This is a genomic window from Candidatus Omnitrophota bacterium (genome assembly GCA_040755155.1).
Taxonomy (GTDB): domain Bacteria; phylum Hinthialibacterota; class Hinthialibacteria; order Hinthialibacterales; family Hinthialibacteraceae; genus JBFMBP01.
Genome location: JBFMBP010000079.1, coordinates 14,691 through 34,735, shown reverse-complemented (window position 1 = coordinate 34,735; position 20,045 = coordinate 14,691). Strand labels below are relative to the sequence as shown.

Sequence of the window (20,045 nt, the reverse complement as noted above, 5' to 3'; positions counted from 1 at the left end):
AAGATTCGGCTTCTTAGCGGCGCCGGCTCTCGCTTGACAATCGCAATAGGTCAAAACAATATAAGATTTAGACAAAAAGACAAGAGAAAAATGAATGAAACGCCATGTAATTTCCTATGAATCCTAATCCCCAAAGATTTATTCAATCTGCGTAAAGAAAGCGACTTCCATTATGCGATATTTTCTTTTTATAATAATGCTTTCCTTCCCTCTTGCCGCCGCTGGAGCGGATGCGCCTTTAAATGTTCCTGACGATTTCCCTCATTATATCGTTCCCGGCCAGGAAAAGGCGATGGAGTCGTTGCGGGAACTCAATTATTTGCATTATCTGCCCTCCGGGCCGCTGGCGACGTTATGGGACGAATGGATTTCCGGTCCTTCGCTTTGGCCCGCCGTGGAGACGGACGGCCGCATGAACGATATGCGGCGGCGTTGGGCTAAGGCGCTTTCGGAACGAATCATCGACTCCGACGGTTATGTCGCTACGCATCAACACAACTCGATCGCTCATCAATTGGGTTGGCCATTTCCATTCTGGAAACAGGGAGGCGAGGGAACATGGGGCTGGCATTTCTCCCTCCAGGGCGTACCGCAGGGATGGCATGGAACGTCCGTCAAAACGCAGGAAGGTTGGGAATTAACTGGCGGCGCGGACAAAGGAATCGCCAATGACGCTTGGAATATCGAACTAACGCAGGAGAGAGCAAGCATTCACACGCCGACGCTTTCGATCTTGCCGGATCAATCGCCCTTCATCCAGTTGCGCTGGCGCGCCTCGGGATTGGACAATGCTCAACCCTATTTGGAGTGGACGACGGAAGAAAATCCCGCCTTCGGTCCAGAACGGCGGTTTTATTTCGAGCCGATTCGCCAAGATCAGGGAATCGTCTTTACGATGATCCCCGTATTCAAATCACCCGCCTGGAAAGGACGCATCACGCGGCTGGGGATACAATTCGACAATCCCCCCTCCGGCGCTGCGGCGGGAATCCAGGCGCTGTTTACGCAATACGACACGCGGCACAATATCAATAATCAAAATTACGTTCGGGGTTGCGCCCTATATTTTCGCTGGACGCGCGATTTGAATTTCCTGCGCCAGAACTTGAACCGGATGAGGCTGGCTTTGCTTTACCTGATGGAAAATCAGGGCGGCTTGAAAGAAAAGTGCATCATGACGCCTTTCGCCGGGCATGACGGACGCAGCGGATTGGAATTAACGGAGGACGGAAAGAAGATCATCCACCCCGGTCGCGGCATTGGCAATAACTATTGGGATCTTTTGCCGATGGGACGCAAGGACGCTTACGCTACGATCCATTATTACGATGCGCTGAATACGATGATTTCGCTGGAGAGGGAGATCGCCGCCCATCCGGAATGGAATCTGCCCAGCAGCCCTATGCGCAAAGATCCGGAAGAGTTGCGCCGCCACGCCGAGGAAGTCAAGGCGATTGCGGGCCGCCTTTTCTGGAATAACCAAACCGGACGCTTTTTCTGCGGCATCGACGACGACGGCGTCGCTTACGATTATGGATTCACTTTCCTCAATTGCGAGGCGATCTATTACGATTTTGCCACAGCGCGCCAAGCGGAATCGATCCTGTCATGGTTGAACGGCGACCGCATAGTTAAGGATGATACGTCGCAAGGAGAGGATATTTATCATTGGCGCTTCGCGCCCCGAGCGACGACGAAGCGCAATATCGAATATTACGGCTGGTTCTGGAACTCGCCGGAAAAGATTCCGTGGGGCGGCCAGGTGCAGGACGGCGGGGCCGTGTTGGGATTCTCCTATCAGGATTTGATGTCGCGGCTGAAAGTCTTGGGGCCGGATAACGCCTGGAAACGCTTGCAAGAAATTATCCGCTGGTTCGACGAGGTTCAAGCGGGCGGCGGCTATCGCGAATATTACAAAGACGGGAGCCGAGGCACGCTGCAAGGCGGCGGCCATGCGGGCGGCTTGGGATTGGATCAGGAATTTTTCGAAAGCCTTCTCGTCCCGCAACTCATGCTGCGCGGCTTTTTGGGATTTAGTCCGCGCGGCGATGGATTTCAGATTCAGCCCCAATTGCCGAAGGATTGGCCGCAATTGAAAATCACGCGCATCCATCTTCATCGCATGATTTTGGATATTCTCGCCGAGGGGAATGTTATTACGCTCACAGGAAAAGGAAATTCGGAACAACCGTTTTACGTCTATGTTGTTCCTGGTTCATGGAGCATAAGCCGCACGAACGCGGCGGGAGACAAAGTAGCGGAATCCACGGTTCGCATTGCAACCGCCAATGAAGGCATTCCTATCCATTTCGAGGAAGGGGACGTTATTCGTCTCGCGCCGCAATGAAAAAGGATGTCGTTGTCATTGGCGGCGGGGCGGCGGGGATGTTTTGCGCGATTCAGGCGGCGCGCCGGGGACGCTCCGTTCTATTGATCGAACATAACGATCGCATAGGCCGGAAAATCGAAATTTCCGGCGGGGGACGCTGCAACTGCACGAACCTATACGCCAATGCGGACGCCTATATATCTTCCAATCCCCGATTTTGCCTATCGGCCTTGGCGCGATTTTCGCCGCAAGATTTTTTGGCGTTGATGGACAAGCGCCGTCTCGCGTGGCATGAAGAAAAAGACGGACGCATCTTTTGCGATGACGGCTCCCGCCGCGTGGCGCAGATGCTGCGGGAGGAATGCGAGAGCGCGGGAGTGGAGATGCGCCTGAATTGCCGCGTTGCCGCAGCAGAGAAAAATCTTTGTTTCTCCCTACAAACAAACCAGGGAACGTTAGAATCCGAATCGCTGGTTATTGCAACTGGCGGACTGTCTTTTCCTAAATTGGGCGCGACGGATTTCGCCTTCGAAACAGCGCAACGCTTCGGTTTGAAGGTAACAGAATTGCGTCCGGGGCTGGTTCCCTTGCGCATTGCGGAAACGGAACGGCGGATTTGGAGCGAATTGCGAGGAACCTCATTTACGGCTTGCGTTGACTGCGGAGGAAAGGAATTTACGGACAGCGTCTTATTCACGCATACGGGATTGAGCGGTCCGGCGATTTTGCAAATTTCCTCCTATTGGCGCGAAGGCGACGATCTCGCTCTCGATCTATTGCCGGGGATGGAATTGGCCGATAGCGTCGAACCCGGTTCCACCCTGCAGCTCTGCACTTTGCTTAGCCGATATCTCCCCAAAAGAGTGGCGCAAAAATGGTGCGAGATTCATGGAGAGAATCGTCCCGTCAATCAATATTCCCCAAAACAAATTCAAGCCATATCGCACTCGCTGCATCATTGGCGGATTCTAATAGAGGGAACGGAAGGATACGAAAAAGCGGAAGTGACGGTTGGGGGCGTCGATACGCGGGAACTCTCGCCGAAGACAATGGAAGCGGCGAAAGTTCCCGGTTTGTTTTTCATCGGCGAGGCGGTCGACGCGACAGGCCATTTAGGCGGATACAATTTTCAATGGGCCTGGGCATCGGGTTTCGCCGCCGGGCAATTTGTTTAATCGTAAACAGAATGCGACTTTCCGTCAGAGATACTGGCGGGATACGCTTCGCTTTGAGCCTTCCCAACGCGACTCGAGCGACAAGGGCAAGATTGTTTTCAACCGTGGACTATCCTTTTTCATCATTCATCATTCATCATTCATCATTCATCATTCATCATTCTTTTTCAAAACCGCATGAGCATGGCGGGCAAAATGTCCGCGCAGGTCTTTTTCGTATTCTCGCAAAATTTTCTCGCCGAGGCCGTCTACATCGCCGCAGCGATAAAGGGCGCGCGCCAGAATCAATTCGCGCAGCGTGCGGTCGCGGATCGTATTGTCCGTTCCATGCGTGGCGGCGTCGATGCGAATGGCCTGGGAGATATCCGCAATGGCGTTGCCCGTCATGTTCGTCTTTTTCAGCAAATCCGCCAAAACCTTGGCGGCGGCGGGATCGTCCAGCGTTTCCAACGCCATCGCTACGGCTCGAAAATGGGAAAAATCGCTTGACGGTTCCAACTGTTTGGCCTTGTCGAGAATGGGTTGCAAGCCCCGCTTGTCATGCGTATTTCCCAAGGCGACGATCAGGCTGTCCACGGGGCTGAGACTGCCGCCGAATTGGCCCATTCCAGTGAACGCCCATCCTTTATCCCACTCTTTTTCTTTGACGGCTTCCACTAAAGCGGCGCTGCCGGATGCATCGCCCATGACTCCCAAAATATGCGCGTAGATCAATTTGGCTTTTTTCGCTTCGGCGGCATCGAGGGTTCGGCTCAGCGCCGGGGGCGTTTTTTCTTCCACAGCCGCTTTCGTCTCCGCCGCGCCGAAGGATTCATAGGCTTGTCGCAGCAAGGGCAGAGCGTCGTCCGGTTGAGCGAGAATGATTCCAATCCCCTGGTAATCGTTGGCGGCGTCTTTGACGGCCTGAGCGATTTTTTCTTGGGGGAAAGGATAGGAATCGACATCGGTTAATACGTTTTCCGGCAGGTTGCCTTTTTCTATAAGGATTTTTTGCAACGCTTTGATATCGATGGCTCGCGTTCCCTTACCTTCTTTGGCGGCCATGCTAGCGGCGATGCCCATCGCGTAGCCTTGGTTCTGAATGCAAGGCTGCATTCGAAGAATCGGCATAGCGTCGCGGTGGGCGCTGATGCCGAGACCGGTAACGATGATGCCATCCAAGCCTTTTGGCAACAGGCTGCGATAGGGCGTATAAGCGAGAACGGTTTCTTTATCGGGCGGCTTCAACATGAAGCAGGGATGCACCGTATAGCCGTGAGTGTCGAAATTGCTGCGCGAAAGGACGACGCTGTCGGGATAAGTGCGGCGGTTGAAGATATCCAATGGCGAAACGATGAAGTCGCCAACAATGCGCCGCCGTTCCCGCGTATCGATAATCTGGCTCAAGTCGTAGGCGCCTTGGAATTTTTCCCGCGCCGTAACGAAGGAGCGCCAGATGTCCACAGGATCGGCGTCATCGGTAAAGGTGTAATCCGTGTTGGTATAATTGGCGCCTAGTTGGCGCGGCGGCAGTCCCGTCCCTTGCAGGGCGGCGTGTTCCGCCGTAGTGAACATATAATCCGCTCCCGCCGCGATAGCGATATCCGAACTGCCGGTGGCGTCGATAGAGGTTTTCGAGAGAATCACGCCGCGGCCTTCCGGCGTGGCGACGATGACTCCTTTGACGCAGCCGTTTTCCACGAACGCGCCGCAGCCCAATACGCCGAACCAGACGTCTGCCCCCGCCTTTCGCAGTTCTCGCCGCAACCATTCCATCTTCAACTCGACATTCCAGCCGTTAATGCGGCGGTCGCTGTCCGCCCCCATCTCCGCGACGCCTTTATCCACTTCCGCCGTGAAGCCGTCGCGGTAGCCGATATAGTAACGCCCGATGAGGCCGATAGTTCCGATGCCGCCCAGCCCATACAGATATTCGGCGACTAACGTTTTCGCGCCCTGACGCGCCGCTCCGATTCCGGCGGGAGCGCCGCCGGTGCCGCCGCCGATGATGGCGACGCCGTATTCGCCGAGGATAGGCAGGGCGCGTTCTTCGGCGGGAATTGTGGGGATGCCTTCATCCGTCGGGCGAAGGCCGGAGAGAATCTCTTTCACTTCGCCCTTTATGTCCGTATTGGCTTTTACGCCGGGCAAATGAACGCCTTGCAATCCGGGAATATTCATCGCTTCGTCCGCCGCCGCGCGTCCGATGCGCGTTCCCATTTCCAAATAGGAGAGAGGCCGCAGCAGTTTTTCCGCCGCATCCCGTGAGATATCGGCGCATCCGCCCAGGACGAAAATTCTTTCCTGATTCGCTGGACGAAAAACGTCCAGATCGGCTTTCATCGCGCCCGGCCATGCGCCCGACAAACTCTTTTTTCCTTTCATGGGATCGGGAGGAATTTGAAAAAGAACTTCCGCAGCGTCCATTTGCGCCGCGTCGAAGGTTTTATCGCGGACGATTTGATCCGCTGCGGCGAAGGAGGCGAAAGAAGCGTCTTTCATAGGCAGCGTCAGAGTATATTCGAAGGCGTTGTATTCTTCGTTCTTGGCGCCAGCCCGAATTGGCGAAAGCAGCTTCCGCGCCGTCATTCCCGCGCCGGATTTCATCTCTCCCCCAATGACGACGCGTTGAAACGTTTGCAGTCCGGCGGGGTAAGGCGCGAAATCGGCGCCCGCCATTCTCGCAACATTGGCGCGGGGCATGGCGTCGATGACGACTTTGGCTTTCACCGCCTGGCGTCCATTGCGGTTGACAATAACGACGCCCGCCGGTTTGCCTTCCTCATCGCGCAGGACATCGGTAACGAAGCAGCTGTATAAAAAGGGAACTTTCGCATCCAGCAAGGCTCTATCTAACGCCAGTTTGATTTGTTGGGGCGTCGGTGGGATGCGCACATGCGTCGTGGATTCCTTTGGCGGCGCGTCGGCTTCGATGACGATTTCGCCTAATAAAATCCGCTTGGCGCCGTTTCCTTTTTTTATGGAAAATTTAACATAGCGGGCTTTGGCATCGACTTCCGCGGCAAGATCGATGGCATCTTCTTCTGCTTCCGCCTGGCCGAGTGCGTCGTTTTTAATGATGACAATCTGTTTCCAATGTTGTTGATCGCCGCTGATGGAAACAGCGGTTTTTTCCACTTCAAAATCCTCGTTTCGTTGGAAGACCAAAAGGTGGATGCGTTTGAAGGATTTCGCTTCGCCTAAATCGACAACGATATTCGCGTTTCCATCATATTGAACGCTTTGGTTGGAGGCGCTTTTCCATTGGCCGTCCGACAAACGCGAGGGGGGATCCGTATCTTTATGCACGCCAGAGGAAGGAATATCCACCGCGTAAGTGAATGGCAATCCTTTTCCCATCGGCCCTGAGCCAGCAGGAGGTTCGGCGAACATTTTTTGCGCCAGTTCCGATTCAGGCTTTTCGTCCGGTTCGAGCCAAAAGCGGTAGGTTCCGCAGAGATCGTCGCCCAGATACGTTCTCGGCGCGGCGAGAAAAACCTTGGCCCCGCTATGCGCCGCTTCCACCGCCGCCGCGACGCCCGCGGAAGAGCCGCCAACGACGACGACGTCGACATCGTAAGCGATAGGAATTTGACGGGCGCTTTCAATAACGGTTCTCTCGGCGCCGAATGCCGCCATGCAAAGAGTAAATAGAAACGCAACCAATGAAATTTGTTTCATAATAGATTCTCCACTATTAAGCAAGTTTTTCATTTCACCCGCGAGAAATACTCGATCACGCTAATATAGACTTTATTTATCCCTCTTCCTATGAGAACGTAAATAGCCTATATAAAAAATGGGTGGCAAGGGCAAGTTTTTTTTGCCCTTGAGTGGTTCATCTTCGACCGAAAGGATTTTAACCGTGACGATTCGCCAAAGCGCAAAATCGATTCTTTACTTATTAACAATTCATTTTGCAATCTTTATGTCCGTTTTATTAAGCGGCGCAGGAGAGAACGCCGCGTATGACAAGCCATTCGTCGAAAGCTGCGTCTACGATCCTGCGATTCCCGAACCGGGCGCTTTTCTCGGCTATGAAGTTGGCAGCCATCCCGTTTCCTATGCCGAATTATTCTCCTATTTTCAAACGCTGGCGCAAGCGAAAGAGAACATCCGCCTCTATCCTTACGGCGAAACCCATGAAGGAAGAAAACTGCTGCTGCTCGTTGTCTCTTCGCCGGAGAATATGCAAAAATTGGATGAGATCAAAGCGGGAATCCAAAAACTCTTCGATCCCCGAATGCTTAAAAGCGAAACGGAAGCGGACGCCCTTATTCAAAATACGCCCGCTGTCGCCTGGATGGCCTACAGTATCCACGGCGACGAGCTATCCAGCACCGACGCCGCTGTCTGGCTGGCTTATCAATTGGCGGCGGGACAGGATGGCGTCACGCAACAAACCCTGCGCGAAGCCGTTGTGTGCATCGATCCCTTGCAGAATCCCGACGGGCGCGAGCGGTTTCTGGCTCAGATGCGTTCGTTCAACGGCAAGATTCTCAATCCCGACGTCCAGAGCGCTAACCATACGGGACTATGGCCGTGGGGGCGCGGCAACCATTATTTCTTCGATCTGAACCGCGATTTCTTCATCCTTTCCCAACCGGAAAGCCGCGCCCGCGTTAAAACATTTTTAGAATGGCGCCCACAGCTGATGGTCGATTCGCACGAAATGGGGCCGCTGGATACTTACCTCTTCTCGCCGCCCCGCGAGCCGGTCAATCAAAACCTAACCCCCATGCACGAAAAATGGTCGAAGCGCTTCGCCGAGGATCAAGCCAAAGCGTTCGACCGCTACGGTTGGAGCTATTACACCCGCGAATGGCTGGATATGTTTTATCCCGGCTATTCGGAATGGATCGCCTACAGCGGGGCGCTTATGATTCTCTACGAACAGGCGGGCGTGGACGGTTCCGCCGTGCGCCGCGCCGATGGGACGACGATGACGTACCGCGAGACCGTGCATCATCACATCGTCAGTTCCCTCGCCAATCTGCAAACGCTCGCCGACAATCGCCAGGAGTTATTGACGGATTATTATCGGGAAAAAAAGAAAACCGTCGCGCCGCCCGCGGACAAAGAAGTTTGCGCTTACCTCATCGAACCGGCGACCAACGCCGCGCGGACGAATCGCTTGATAGAAAACCTGCTATGGCAGGGGATCGAAATCTATCAGGCGCAGAAGCCTTTTACGGCCAAGGGTCTCGCTTCTTCCTTCGGCGATTCGTTTAACGAAAAAGAACTGCCCGCAGGCGCTTGGATCATTCCCGTAAATCAACCCCAAAAACACGTCCTCAACGCCGTCATGGAATTCGATCCGCGCATGAAGGACTCTTTTCTGACAGAAGAGCGGCGCGAGTTGGAGAAAAAGAACGCGACGCGCCTTTACGACGTTACTGCGTGGTCTATGCCCATTGCTTATGGCGCAACTTGCTATCAAGCCACGGCGCCGGTGAATGCGGAGATGGACCCGATTCGCTCCTTTACAAAGGAGCCTATCGCCATTCCGTCGCATCCGAAGTACGGTTACGTTTTGGATGGAAGCGACGATGCTTCCACTTTCGCCGTATCGTCGTTGTTGGAAAAGGGATTTGCCATACGGGCGGCGGAGCGGGATTTCCATAGCGGCGGCAAGTCATTCGTAAAGGGAAGTTTTCTTTTGCGCAATGTGGAAAATTCCAGCCGTCTTCATGCGGAGATTCCCGCAATAAGCCATCAAAGCGGCGCGGTCTTTCACGCCGCCGATTCCGCGCTCGATTTGGAGGGAACCGATCTCGGCGGGCAGTATTTCATCCTGTTGACGCCGCCGCGCATCGGTCTTTTTCTTGGCCGTACTGTCAGCGCATCGTCTTTTGGGCAGACATGGAATTGGCTCGACGCCGTCTATGGCGCCCGCGTTTCCTGTTTGGATATCGAACTGTTGTCCGCGCTGGATTTGAGGAAATACAATGCGCTGATTCTTCCTTCTATGTCGGCGCTGCCGGAAGGAGGAGTTATACTCTTGAAAGTATGGGTGGAAAACGGCGGTACGCTGATCGCTCTCGGTTCCGCCGTCTCCTTTCTGACTGATCCCAAGGCGGAAATGTCCGCCGTCCGCGAACGTTCCGAGGCGTTGCCGCAGATGGAACTCTATGACGAAGCCGTTGATCGAGAAGAGAAAGCCTTAACGGCGTCCGCCAGCCAGGCGGATATATGGGATTATCAACCATCCGATATCAAGGATGCGACGGAGACGGCCAAAAAGAAAGAAGACATAGAAAAACTTAAAAGACAGGACGCTTGGGAGAAACGTTTCAGCCCGCGCGGCGCTTTCTTGCGGGCGCGAGTGGATGAAGAGCATTGGTTGGCGTTCGGCGTCAACAATCCTTTGGCCGTTATAGTCCGGTCATCCAACTCCTATTATTCAAAGCCGCCGGTGGAAACGCCGGTTCGATTCGCCGCCGAAAAAAACCTGCGCGTAAGCGGTTTAGTATGGCCGGAAGCCCGCCGCCGTTGGGCCAAAAGCGCTTATCTTACCCGCGAGGCTAAAGGAAAAGGGCAGATTATTCTCTTCCCCTGCGAACCGGACGACCGAGGCTACTATCCCGAAACCACGCGCTTATTATGGAACGCCGTGTTCCTCGGTCCGGGCTTGGGGGCGAAATCTCCCATTCCGTGGTGAGGGCGCGGCGTTTGCGCGGATAGGATTTTTCTATTGCTTTACTAACTAAGCGCCAATAGATTCCGCCGCAGCGATTCGCATACGATGGAGATTTGTTCTTCCGACATGGACGGGTAAAAAGGCAGGGTGATTTCGCCCGACGTCAAGCGTTCGGTTAGAGGGCACTCGGCGGAATATCCCGCTTCGCGGTACGCCATGAAATGGTGAATGGGGGGATAATGGATGGAAGTTTGTATGCCTTCCTGCTTCAACGCATCCATCAGCTGATCGCGTATGGATGATTTTTTTATATAAATAGGAAAAATATGATAACCGACGTTATCCTCAGTACGATCTTGAAATGGAATAATAATTCCGTCTATATCTTTTAGTTTTTCCAAATAATGCCAATAAATTTCTTTACGGCGCAAGAGACGGGAATCCATTCGCTGGAGTTGGCTTGATCCCAACGCGGCGCGGATTTCGTCGATGCGGTAATTGAATCCAAACTCGACTACGTCGTAAGAGCGGGCGTAGCCGCGATGGCGATCCAGCGTAAGAGTTGTCATCCCATGCGAACGCATTAACCGGATGCGCTCGGCAAGGCGGTCGTCGTTTGTGGTCAACATTCCCCCTTCGCCGGTAGTCATATTTTTGTTGGTGAAAAAACTGAAACAGCCGATATCGCCCCAAAGGCCGCAGGGTTTTCCTTTACGAATGGAAAAAAGAGCGTGGGCGCAATCTTCGATAATGGCGAGATTATGGCGGCGGGCAATGGGGACAATCTCTTCCATGCGGCAGGGGAATCCGGCGTAATGCACCGCCATAATGGCGCGGGCGCCGTGTGTGATTTTGCGCTCGATATCTTGAGGCGATAGGGTCCAGTCTTCTTCGCTGCAGCAATCGGTAAAAACAGGAATTGCGCATTGCTGGACGATAACATTCGCGCAAGCGACAAAGGTGAGAGAAGGCAGAATAACCTCATCTCCGCGCCCGATTCCCAACGCCGCCAGCGCCAAATGCAGCGCGGCAGTGCCGTTGCAGACGGCGAAAACGTGCGCGGCGCAGATTTTATCACGGAACGCTTTTTCGAACGCATACGTTCGTTCGCCCATCGATATCCAGCCTTCGCGCAGCGGAGCGCAGGCCGCTTCGATATCTTCGCTGGTGAATTCGGGTTCGAATAGGGGAATTTTCCAGTTACTCATTAGGCAGATACCGTTGGCGGTAGTTCATGAACTCTTCGTTGGCGCGTTCCAAATCTTCCGGCGTTCCCATATCCAGCCAATGGCCTTCGAAATGATAGAGCGCCGCCGGTTCGTTTTCGTCAAGCAAACGCAGCATCAATTCGTCGAAGCCGAACGGTTGGCCTTCGGGAATGTAATCAAAAATGCGGGGATCGAAAATATAAATGCCGCTGCTCACTTCGTATTCGAAGGCGGGCTTTTCGCGATAGCCGGTAATGATGGAGCGGTTGTTTTCCGTGGCGTAGGAAATCACTCCCAGCTGCAACTTAACGCGCCGTTTGCAGGAAGCGATTGTAAGGATGGTTCCATGCCGGGAATGGGCGGCGGCCAGCTCGCTGTAGTTCAGGTCTGTGAGAAGGTCGCCATTCATTACCAGAAATGGTTCATTGAGTCCGTCGATCAAACGCAAAGGGCCGACGGTATTCAAGGGACGATCTTCGCGGGAATAGTCGATATTCAATCCCCATTTAGCGCCGTCGCCCATGACGGCCATAATCAGTTCCGAGTGATAGCCCACAGCGATAGTAACCCGCTCGAAGCCATAATGCGCCAGTTGCCGCACGACAATTTCGATAACCGGAAGATCGCCAATGGGTACAAGAGGCTTAGGCAGCACCAGCGTATAAGGATTCAATCGCCGCCCCTGGCCGCCCGCCAATATCACAGCGCGCATAAAAATCCATCTCCTCTAATAGTTGCGTTGAGTAGGCTTAACGCGAAGCGCAGCCTGTCACTCATCACTCATCACTCTTATGAAACACTTTTCGTAAGCGCTGATAATTGAGGAGTTAAGCGTCTAGGCTCCTGAGCGCGATTTTTTTGTGTTTCTTTCTGATTTAGCCCGCGAAGCGCGGGTAGGGCGCTCCTAAGAAAAGAGAAGGCTGGCAGGCTCATCATGGCTCTGTCATGCTGCGACTCTGTCATTTCGAGCGATAGCGAGAAATCCTTCCACACGCGGGTTGAAGATTTCTCGGTCGCTGCGCTCCCTCGAAATGACATGCCGCAATGCCGGACACAGGGGGAAAAACGCAGATTCGCCCTCCCGCAATTCACCTTCGAACAAGAAGGGAGGGCGAGGCTCCTGCCGAGCCAAAACTCCTCAATCCTTTTTCTTTCTGCTATCGCTGATTTCTTCGGTGTGGAGGCTCATCATTCATCATTCTTAAATCAAATACGTCCCCGGACGATAGAAATCGGGATGCTCGCGCACAAAATCGATCGTGCGTTTCAATCCATCATCCAAAGCGATTTTCGGCTTCCAGCCTAGAAGCCGCGCCGCTTTGGAATTGTCGCTGATAAGGGTGATTACTTCGCTCTTTTCCGGGCGGATGCGCTCCTCCTCGCAGACAATTTCCTTGTTGATGCCAGTGAGAGAGCCAATGCGCCGCGCCAATTCGCCTATGGACACGCCCTGTCCCACGCCTAGATTGATGGTTTCGCCTTCTACGCCATCGGATACGGCAGCGGCGATCAGTCCCATGACGGTATCCTCCACGAAAGTCAAATCGCGCACCGGCGTCAGCGATCCCAAGCGAATGATGGATTCATCAGAGAGGGTTTGCGTAATAATTGTAGGAATGACGGCGCGGGCGGATTGCCGTGGGCCGTAGGTATTGAATGGCCGGATGATGACGGCGGGCAGGCCGAAGGAGCAATAATAACTTTCCACGGTTTTGTCCGCTGCGATCTTGGAGGCGGAATAAGGCGATTGGGCATGAAGGGGATGCTCTTCCGGCATCGGCGTATACTGGGCGCTGCCGTAGCATTCGCTAGTGGAGACGCTAACCAATCGCTGCACTTTTTCCGAACGGCAGGCTTCCAGCACATTGAGCGTTCCCATGACATTGGTGCGGAAATAGGCCGCCGGGGCGATATAGGAATAGGGAATCGAAATCAAAGCCGCCAAATGAAAAACCAAATCGTGCCCCTCCACCGCCCGCCGCACAAAAAAGGGATCGGCTACGTTGCCGGAGAGAATGCGCGCATCGCGGCGGATATCCGTCGTAAGAAACTCAAGATTGCCGAAGCCGGGCCGGGAATCGTAATGAATCAGCGCCGTTACCCGCTGGCATAGTGGAACCAACGCCTCTACTAAATGAGAGCCGATGAATCCCCCCGCTCCCGTAACCAATACGCGCCGGTCCCGCAACCGTTCCATATTATGATTTGTCTCCTGTTATTTTTAGTATTTTATACGAATAAAAAATGGTTTTAATGATTGTTCATTGATTGCGCTTTACTTATAAAATTTCGATGAATTCTTCGATGCTCAATCCACTTTCGCGCAGAATAGCGCGAAGCGTTCCTTTGGAAAGAACTGTATGATTAGGAATTGTTAGGCGTCTGTGCGGCGAATCTATATGACGTAAGACGATATGACTACCTTTTTGGCGATCGAAAACGTAACCAATTTTCTCAAATGTTTTTATCGCCGTCTTTCCGAATATAAGCGGCAATTTAGGCATTGATCTCTACTATTTCTTCCATTATAGAGGGAGGTATGGGTTCGTTGTGTTCTCGAAGGCTTTCCAAATAACCTTCCATAGCTTCTTTGATATTCTCCAGCGCTTCGCTCCGCGTTTTCCCTTGAGAGATGCAACCGGGAAGAGATGGAACTTGCGCTACGAAAACGTTATCTTCGTCCTGTTCGACAATAACCCGGAATTTCATGGACTTACTCCCTACCAGATAACCGACTTCGCTATAATTTTCATAAACGATCATATAACGATTCCATAAAATTAAAAAGCGCCTTCGGAAGATCGTTCCCAAGGCGCTGGAATATGTTTATTGGGCGAGGATTATACTAAATCCTGAACGAGATTGTTTTGATTCACTTCCGGTTGCGCAGCGTCTTCGGCGGATTCGGCAGGTTCCGGAACCGTTATCTCAGCGGTTTGCGGTTCGGCCGCTTCCACGAGTTGGGGATTATTCGCCCGATCGCCGCTCATGAGTTGTTTGCGTTCTTCGCGCATCTTCTCCAAGTTCTGATTCAAGGCTTCCATCGCCTGCGTATCGGCGTTTTTCTGTTCAACGGCGTCAGGAGAGGATCCCGTCAGATTCTGCAGAAAATTCTTCGTAGCGGAGAAGAAGGTTTGCAGGTCGTTCTCCACATCAGTCCCCACGTTTTGCAGGAAATCGGGAGCGAAGCCCATATCCTCAAGCGTCGCGCCGAACTTGTCGTTCATATCGCTAAAGAATCCGCTTAATTTACTGGAAACATGCTCCTGCGCTGCGCTCATCAATCCTTGCGCAGCGTCGAGGAAGGAGCCGAGGTTGCTGGAATCGGAGTTCAAAACCGCACCCACAGCGTCGAGGAATCCCGTAAGCGTACCCGAATCGTCAAACTGAGTCAAATCCTGGGCGACACTGTTAAAATTGTTGATATCGGCGCCGCTGATGGAAATATTCAACGTGAATTCGTTGGCCACTTCCCCGGCAACGGAAAGATACTGGCTGCCCGCCTCGGAGCCATAGGCTTGTTCTGCGCTCACGGCGACGGATTTAGCCTCTTCGTAGAAGATGCGGGCTTGAAAATCGCGCGTCTCCAACGTCTGTTCGTAGGAAGTATAGCGGTTATAAGAGGCGGAGGCGGAATTCAAACTGCTCCTGGCGGGAACGGCGTTCGCCTGCTCAGCCGGAACAGCGCCCGCATTGGCGGATGCTTCCGAACCAGTTGCATTCGTTGGAGTTAAAGTCTCATCGCCGCTGTTGTCTTGCTGGTAAGCCAATGAGTTGGAAGAAGACGAGGAAGAATTAATCATAGCGGCGCGGGATTGGGCGAAACTTACCGCCAATTCCAGATCGTATGAGCCATCTTGGTTGATTTGCAGATCGATGGATGCTTCATAACGCCCGTCGGCGCTTACGATTATGGAATTTGTAGCGCCGGTTTTCGGCGATTGCTGCGCCTGTTCGATCGCCTGTTGGGCTGCTTCTTGCGCAAAATTCGATAAATCGACCTTATCGGAATCGTTATCTTTTGCGTTCTGATCCGATTTTTCGGTTTCTTTGTTCGGAATTTGCAGAAGTGAAGCCGCCGAATTGGAAGGAGAGGCTAGATTCAATCCCGTTTTTTGGTTGAGATTGAGAGGATTGAGATTCAATCGGCTTGCATTGATAAGTTGGTTTTGATTTTGGGAATTTTGGTTTCCGATTTGTTGACCGTTGAGAAATCCGCTGATAAGACCTGCTCCAAAGGAGCTTTGACCCTGAAGCAATCCAATAGCATTGACCATAGCGCCGTCTCGCTTTTCTAAAGTTTCCTCGCGCAGGAAACTTTGGCTTGAAACGTCTTGTACCGAGTTTTGAAAGTTCGCCTTTACATCTTGTCTATTACTATCGGCGGCGCAGAATCGATTCTTTACGAAAAAATGGCGTTTTGGGGGAAAAAATTGTCAACAAAGACAACGGAGGAAAAATGGGAATTGGATTTATCCGTCTAGGCAGGTCATTCTTTATCAGAGTAAATCGTTATAAAAGAAAATATGGAGGTGGCAAGGGCAAGGTTTTTTCTGCCTTTGAGCATCTCCTCGACTTGCGATGAAAGATCAACCCAAAGAGCGAGGGTATGGAAATGCGTAACATGAGTTAATATGTATTTTCTCCCGCATAATGAAATATGGAGTCATGACAAGAATGAACGTTTATCGCCTATGCTTATTTTTCTTTGGCTTTTTCGTTTTCAACTTCATGGAGACATCTTTCGCCGATCATGTTTGGATGAAAAACGGAGACCGGCTCAGCGGAGAAATCGTGCGCCTGACCGATGGGAAATTGAATCTTCATACTCCCTACGCCGGGGATTTCACGCTGTCTTGGAGTGAAGTTCTATCGTTGGAGACGGACAAGGAGATCGGCGTTATCGCGGCGAACGGCGATAGGTTTATAGGAAACTTCCATCGCGGCGAGAACGGCGAGATGACGTTGGCTTCCCCTCATTCAGGTTCGATCGCCATCCAAAAAGATAATATCGCCGCACTCGTTCATCCTGCGGAAGCCGCAAAATTTGCGGAACAACAACCGGCGCAAGCGGAAATACCATCAACAACCAAGGAACTCGGCGCCGCCAAAGAAAAAACCGCCGATAGGACGAATATCAAAAAACTTTGGTCGGGAGGCGTATCCCTTTTAGGCGGCGCACGCATGGGAAACCGGGAGGCGTTCAATCTCTTCGTCAAGAGCGAGGCCAAACGCGCCGCGGAAAAGGAATTGCTTACCTTGCGCGCCAATTTCGGCTATGGCGAGAGCGAAGGATTGGTCGATACGACGGAAGCCAGCCAACAATCCAATCTGCGCATCTTTTATGCAAAAGACCGCTATATTTTCGGCGATTTGAAATTGGAACACGACCGCTTCAAGGATTTGGACCTGCGCGCGGATGGAACCCTCGGCGCCGGTTACCGCTTTTGGAAAGTCGAACGCTCCGAGCTGATGGGCGATATCGGTTTCGGCCTCACGGAAGAAATCTACCGCCGCGGCGACAATTCCACCGACGCCTCGCTGCGCGCCAGCATCGAATATTCCCAAACCCTTTTCGAGAAATCCAAACTTAGCCAGTTGCTGACGGTCTATCCCAGCCTCGGCGATTTGGGAGCGGTAAGGTTTATTTCCGAGACGACATTTCTGACGCCAATCTCCAATTCGCTCTCTTGGACGCTCAACCTAACCGACGAATTCGACAGCCAACCCTCGCGCGAAGGAGTGACAAATAACGACATCTCCATCCGCACCGGTTTGCAGTATTCGTTTTAGCGCCGCCCGGCGCCGTTACGATGCGGCGGCTTCGATATGCAAAATCGCCGCTTCCGCGAAGGGGGAAGCAAACGTTTGCTTTTTTCCTCCTTCCATGTCGCCGCCTTTCTTGACATCGCCCGTCTTGATATTCAGCCATTCCACCGAAGCCTTTCCTTTCACGGCGGAGAGATCGACTTCGGCTTTTTCTCCTTTGGGAATATAGACAATGTAAGTCCGTCCCGGCTCGGCCAGGCAGTATTTGGCGGAAGACAGATCGTTGCGGGGCGTCATGGCGGCCAGATTGACTTTTTGCGAGAGTTTCAAGGCGCATCCCATATTGCGGCGCAATGCTTCAAAGCGGTCCTCGAAGGGCTTTCCCAAAACGACGCCGTCATAAGGATCCATGAAAATTGGATTGCAGCCGCGCAGAAAACTTTTCCAAGCCCATTCCTCGTTGCCGCCGATGCCCCAGAGATGGTCCGTGTCGTTGAGGATGACCTTGCGGCCGTCATTGGCGGGCGGATCGTCGCGATAGCCGCCATCGGGATTGGGGGATATCCAATCGGCGGGACTGTCGAACAGGGTTTGGTTGGAACCACCCTTATATTGAAACGTCATGCCGACGGGATGCTGCTTAGGTTTGTTTTTTTCGTACTGGTGAATGAAATTGATCATGTGGTATTGCCAGGGCGTGGAAGGGGGATGGTTTTCGTTGGATATTTCATAAAGAACGTTATCGAGATTGTTTACCGAATCGACGACTTTGCGAACATAGTTCTCCTGCAAAGCGGTGATGGCGGAAATAGCGAGTTCATGAATCTCCAACCCCTTGCCATCGTCGTTCCGATCGCAGTTAATATTGTTGATATTGTTGGCGGGATGGAAAGGATGTGATTTCAAAGCGCCTTCCATAAACTGCATCGCCCAGCCTTCGAACAGCATGATCGAAACGTAAATCCCCTTATCTCCTGCGGCTTTTACGCGATCGCGCAAACGTTCGAAATAGGCGGGATCGAATCGATTCAGGTCGAATTTCGGTTTGCCGTCCAACGCTTTTTCCGGCCCGGTGCGCAGCCAAGGTTGAGGAGCGGAGAAGAGCCTTTTGTTTTCCTGGTTGGCGGTAGTATTCCAACTCGCGAGTTCCCATGTCCACAAACGAATAAAATTGTGGTTGAGTTTTTTCATCCAATCGAGATACGCTGCATAATCGAAGGGCGCGGGCGGATCGCTTTCCCCCATATCGACGAAATTGTTCCAGACATGCGAGCCGGTCAAGAGAATAGCCTTTCCGCCGCCGCAAAAATAGCGCGGATTGGATTCGCAAACCCGCAACGGGCCGGATGCGGATTGTCCGAAAGCGCTGGCGTAGAGCAAAATAAAACCGATCGATGCCAGAATTCCCATTTTAAAACGCGCAGAAATCATCTTGTCGTCCCCCTAAATTTATAGAGTCGTTTTTACAAGAGAGGCTCTTGCAAAATTGACATAGTCTTTCCTTAAATTCTCCCCCCAAGCTTGGGGGGAGTTAGAGGGGGGTTGATTTTAATGGACTTACGTCAACCCCCTCCTAACCTCCCCAAGCTTGGGGGAGGAATAAAAGAATTTTGCAAGAGGCTCAATAGTATCAAATAAACATCGTCTTTTATGATTCGCTTCATACTGTCTGGAGTCAATCCCTAGCCATAGCGGTTTATTTCAATTGATTTTAGTAGTTAAACTGTTGAAAAAGCCCCCTCACCCTAACCCTCTCCCAGAGGGCGAGGGAAAAATTTCAATTGAAATGAAGCCCTAGAGGCGATTTCAACAAAAGCCGACGCGTTCGATTCTGAATTTCTCCGTTATTCTGGCATTGACTAACCTGCCGGATAATTCCGGACGGATTGAAATAACATCGGCAAGATTATTTAACCTAATGATTTTTATGTATCTAGCCATCGGTCGGCGATTGGTTTATTTTAATTAAAGCAAAGCCTGCAATCTTTAAAGCGGATGCGGAAAATATAACGAATAACAAGCCATGATTAGCGAAAAAGTACTGTTTTCGCTAAACGAAATGTAAGGATGATTCAACAATGAGAAGAATGAAAAAAAGCAAAATCGTTGGCAGTTTGTGGATGGGATTGGTTATGGTTGGATGCGGGATCCTTGCCGGGGCGTCGATTCCTTCCGCCGCCTACAGCGTAGAAATCGGCGGGGAAGAAGTCGGAATTACCGTGGATTTCACGTACGCAACGAAGTATATCTGGCGCGGCTACGATGTGTTCTACGACGATCGCCCCTTGTTTCAGCCGAGCGTCGTAATTGATTGGCGCGGCTTCTCTGCGGGATTTTACGGCTTGTTATCGGATGGCGCGGAAGGGGATGACGGCGTTGAACATTTCGAACTGGATTTCGGTTTAGGATACGAACGTTCCTTTTGGGAAGAAGAACGATACGCCCTGGATATTTCTCTCGATTACACCTATTTTGCTTATCCCAATCATCACCGCTCCGAAGTCGATGGCGAGGAGATCGCTTTAGCGGTTTCCATGCCCAATTTGATCCCGCTTGGCCCCTCAATTTTAGTTCCCAGTTACGAAATGGCTTACGAATGGCATGGCCTTGAAGGGGGAACCAATTTCGACGAAGGGTTTATTCATACTTTGGGATTATCCTATGCGATTCCCATTCCCGTTCTTATACCCGCCCAAGAAGAGCAAGCGATCGATTTGAGTTGGAATATCGCCTACAATTCCGGATGTTATGAAACCGATTCGAGTTGGACTCATACAACCATCGGCGCGTCGACGACGTTCGAATACGGTCAATTCTATTTCACTCCGGCATTGTATTATCAATGGTCCTTCGAGGATACCATGAATGAAGAGGATGAATTCTACGCCTCCTTCAGCGCGGGCTTCCTCTTTTAATGCGGATGAACGGAAGACGCCGATTCAAGT

The 20,045-nt window shown here is 52.2% G+C and carries 14 protein-coding genes; 6 read left to right on the top strand and 8 right to left on the bottom strand.

Annotation, left to right across the window (positions count from 1 at the left end; all coding sequences use genetic code 11):
* Positions 1–172: 172 nt before the first annotated feature.
* Entirely contained in the window at positions 173–2,347 is a 2,175-nt protein-coding gene (locus AB1656_10800; GenBank protein ID MEW6235865.1) for a hypothetical protein, read from the top strand.
* Positions 2,344–3,504 carry an NAD(P)/FAD-dependent oxidoreductase gene (locus tag AB1656_10795; GenBank protein MEW6235864.1) on the top strand — a complete coding sequence of 387 codons (1,161 nt, stop codon included), beginning with the start codon at positions 2,344–2,346 and terminating at the stop codon, positions 3,502–3,504. Before AB1656_10800 ends, AB1656_10795 begins: the two co-directional genes overlap by 4 nt.
* A gap of 150 nt (positions 3,505–3,654) precedes the next feature.
* On the opposite strand, the gene AB1656_10790 is transcribed toward AB1656_10795, so the two are convergent.
* Positions 3,655–7,164 (bottom strand): FAD-dependent oxidoreductase, encoded by a 3,510-nt coding sequence (locus AB1656_10790; protein MEW6235863.1) that lies wholly within the window; start codon positions 7,162–7,164, stop codon positions 3,655–3,657.
* A 247-nt stretch (positions 7,165–7,411) separates the two neighbouring features.
* Between AB1656_10790 and AB1656_10785 the strand changes: the two genes are divergently transcribed.
* Complete coding sequence (locus AB1656_10785; protein MEW6235862.1) at positions 7,412–10,144, top strand: M14 family metallopeptidase; 2,733 nt, start codon at positions 7,412–7,414, stop codon at positions 10,142–10,144.
* 41 nt (positions 10,145–10,185) lie between these two features.
* On the opposite strand, the gene AB1656_10780 is transcribed toward AB1656_10785, so the two are convergent.
* The 6 genes from AB1656_10780 to AB1656_10755 form a co-directional block, all read right to left on the bottom strand.
* Positions 10,186–11,331 (bottom strand): DegT/DnrJ/EryC1/StrS family aminotransferase, encoded by a 1,146-nt coding sequence (locus AB1656_10780; protein MEW6235861.1) that lies wholly within the window; start codon positions 11,329–11,331, stop codon positions 10,186–10,188.
* A complete protein-coding gene (locus AB1656_10775; protein ID MEW6235860.1) occupies positions 11,324–12,043 on the bottom strand; it encodes a sugar phosphate nucleotidyltransferase in 720 nt (239 codons plus the stop codon). Before AB1656_10775 ends, AB1656_10780 begins: the two co-directional genes overlap by 8 nt.
* A 489-nt stretch (positions 12,044–12,532) precedes the next feature.
* Positions 12,533–13,528: a GDP-mannose 4,6-dehydratase gene (locus AB1656_10770; GenBank protein MEW6235859.1), complete on the bottom strand. Its 996-nt coding sequence runs from the start codon at positions 13,526–13,528 to the stop codon at positions 12,533–12,535.
* Positions 13,529–13,610: 82 nt separating this feature from the next.
* Positions 13,611–13,835: a type II toxin-antitoxin system HicA family toxin gene (locus AB1656_10765; protein MEW6235858.1), complete on the bottom strand. Its 225-nt coding sequence runs from the start codon at positions 13,833–13,835 to the stop codon at positions 13,611–13,613.
* On the bottom strand, positions 13,828–14,040 hold the full coding sequence (locus AB1656_10760; protein MEW6235857.1) for a type II toxin-antitoxin system HicB family antitoxin: 213 nt from the start codon (positions 14,038–14,040) through the stop codon (positions 13,828–13,830). Before AB1656_10760 ends, AB1656_10765 begins: the two co-directional genes overlap by 8 nt.
* A 131-nt stretch (positions 14,041–14,171) precedes the next feature.
* Positions 14,172–15,608: a hypothetical protein gene (locus tag AB1656_10755; GenBank protein ID MEW6235856.1), complete on the bottom strand. Its 1,437-nt coding sequence runs from the start codon at positions 15,606–15,608 to the stop codon at positions 14,172–14,174.
* A 47-nt stretch (positions 15,609–15,655) separates the two neighbouring features.
* Between AB1656_10755 and AB1656_10750 the strand changes: the two genes are divergently transcribed.
* Together AB1656_10750 and AB1656_10745 are read left to right on the top strand one after the other, a co-directional pair.
* Entirely contained in the window at positions 15,656–15,916 is a 261-nt protein-coding gene (locus tag AB1656_10750; protein ID MEW6235855.1) for a hypothetical protein, read from the top strand.
* A 92-nt stretch (positions 15,917–16,008) separates the two neighbouring features.
* A complete protein-coding gene (locus tag AB1656_10745; protein MEW6235854.1) occupies positions 16,009–17,124 on the top strand; it encodes a DUF481 domain-containing protein in 1,116 nt (371 codons plus the stop codon).
* A gap of 15 nt (positions 17,125–17,139) precedes the next feature.
* Here AB1656_10745 and AB1656_10740 read toward each other — a convergent pair whose 3' ends face one another.
* On the bottom strand, positions 17,140–18,531 hold the full coding sequence (locus tag AB1656_10740) for a DUF6298 domain-containing protein (GenBank protein MEW6235853.1): 1,392 nt from the start codon (positions 18,529–18,531) through the stop codon (positions 17,140–17,142).
* Positions 18,532–19,178: 647 nt separating this feature from the next.
* Here AB1656_10740 and AB1656_10735 point away from each other — a divergent pair.
* The gene (locus tag AB1656_10735; protein MEW6235852.1) at positions 19,179–20,015 is read left to right on the top strand and encodes a hypothetical protein; all 837 of its coding nucleotides are present in this window, start codon (positions 19,179–19,181) and stop codon (positions 20,013–20,015) included.
* The last annotated feature ends 30 nt before the right edge of the window (positions 20,016–20,045 follow it).

Bases quoted from the DNA above. Each gene is read 5' to 3' on its own strand.
- AB1656_10765 (MEW6235858.1), bottom strand. From the start codon at position 13,835: ATGCCTAAATTGCCGCTTATATTCGGAAAGACGGCGATAAAAACATTT.
- AB1656_10755 (MEW6235856.1), bottom strand. From the start codon at position 15,608: ATGGTCAATGCTATTGGATTGCTTCAGGGTCAAAGCTCCTTTGGAGCA.
- AB1656_10780 (MEW6235861.1), bottom strand. From the start codon at position 11,331: ATGAGTAACTGGAAAATTCCCCTATTCGAACCCGAATTCACCAGCGAA.
- AB1656_10775 (MEW6235860.1), bottom strand. From the start codon at position 12,043: ATGCGCGCTGTGATATTGGCGGGCGGCCAGGGGCGGCGATTGAATCCT.
- AB1656_10740 (MEW6235853.1), bottom strand. From the start codon at position 18,531: ATGATTTCTGCGCGTTTTAAAATGGGAATTCTGGCATCGATCGGTTTT.
- AB1656_10795 (MEW6235864.1), top strand. From the start codon at position 2,344: ATGAAAAAGGATGTCGTTGTCATTGGCGGCGGGGCGGCGGGGATGTTT.
- AB1656_10785 (MEW6235862.1), top strand. From the start codon at position 7,412: ATGTCCGTTTTATTAAGCGGCGCAGGAGAGAACGCCGCGTATGACAAG.
- AB1656_10745 (MEW6235854.1), top strand. From the start codon at position 16,009: ATGAACGTTTATCGCCTATGCTTATTTTTCTTTGGCTTTTTCGTTTTC.
- AB1656_10735 (MEW6235852.1), top strand. From the start codon at position 19,179: ATGAGAAGAATGAAAAAAAGCAAAATCGTTGGCAGTTTGTGGATGGGA.
- AB1656_10760 (MEW6235857.1), bottom strand. From the start codon at position 14,040: ATGAAATTCCGGGTTATTGTCGAACAGGACGAAGATAACGTTTTCGTA.
- AB1656_10800 (MEW6235865.1), top strand. From the start codon at position 173: ATGCGATATTTTCTTTTTATAATAATGCTTTCCTTCCCTCTTGCCGCC.
- AB1656_10790 (MEW6235863.1), bottom strand. From the start codon at position 7,164: ATGAAACAAATTTCATTGGTTGCGTTTCTATTTACTCTTTGCATGGCG.
- AB1656_10770 (MEW6235859.1), bottom strand. From the start codon at position 13,528: ATGGAACGGTTGCGGGACCGGCGCGTATTGGTTACGGGAGCGGGGGGA.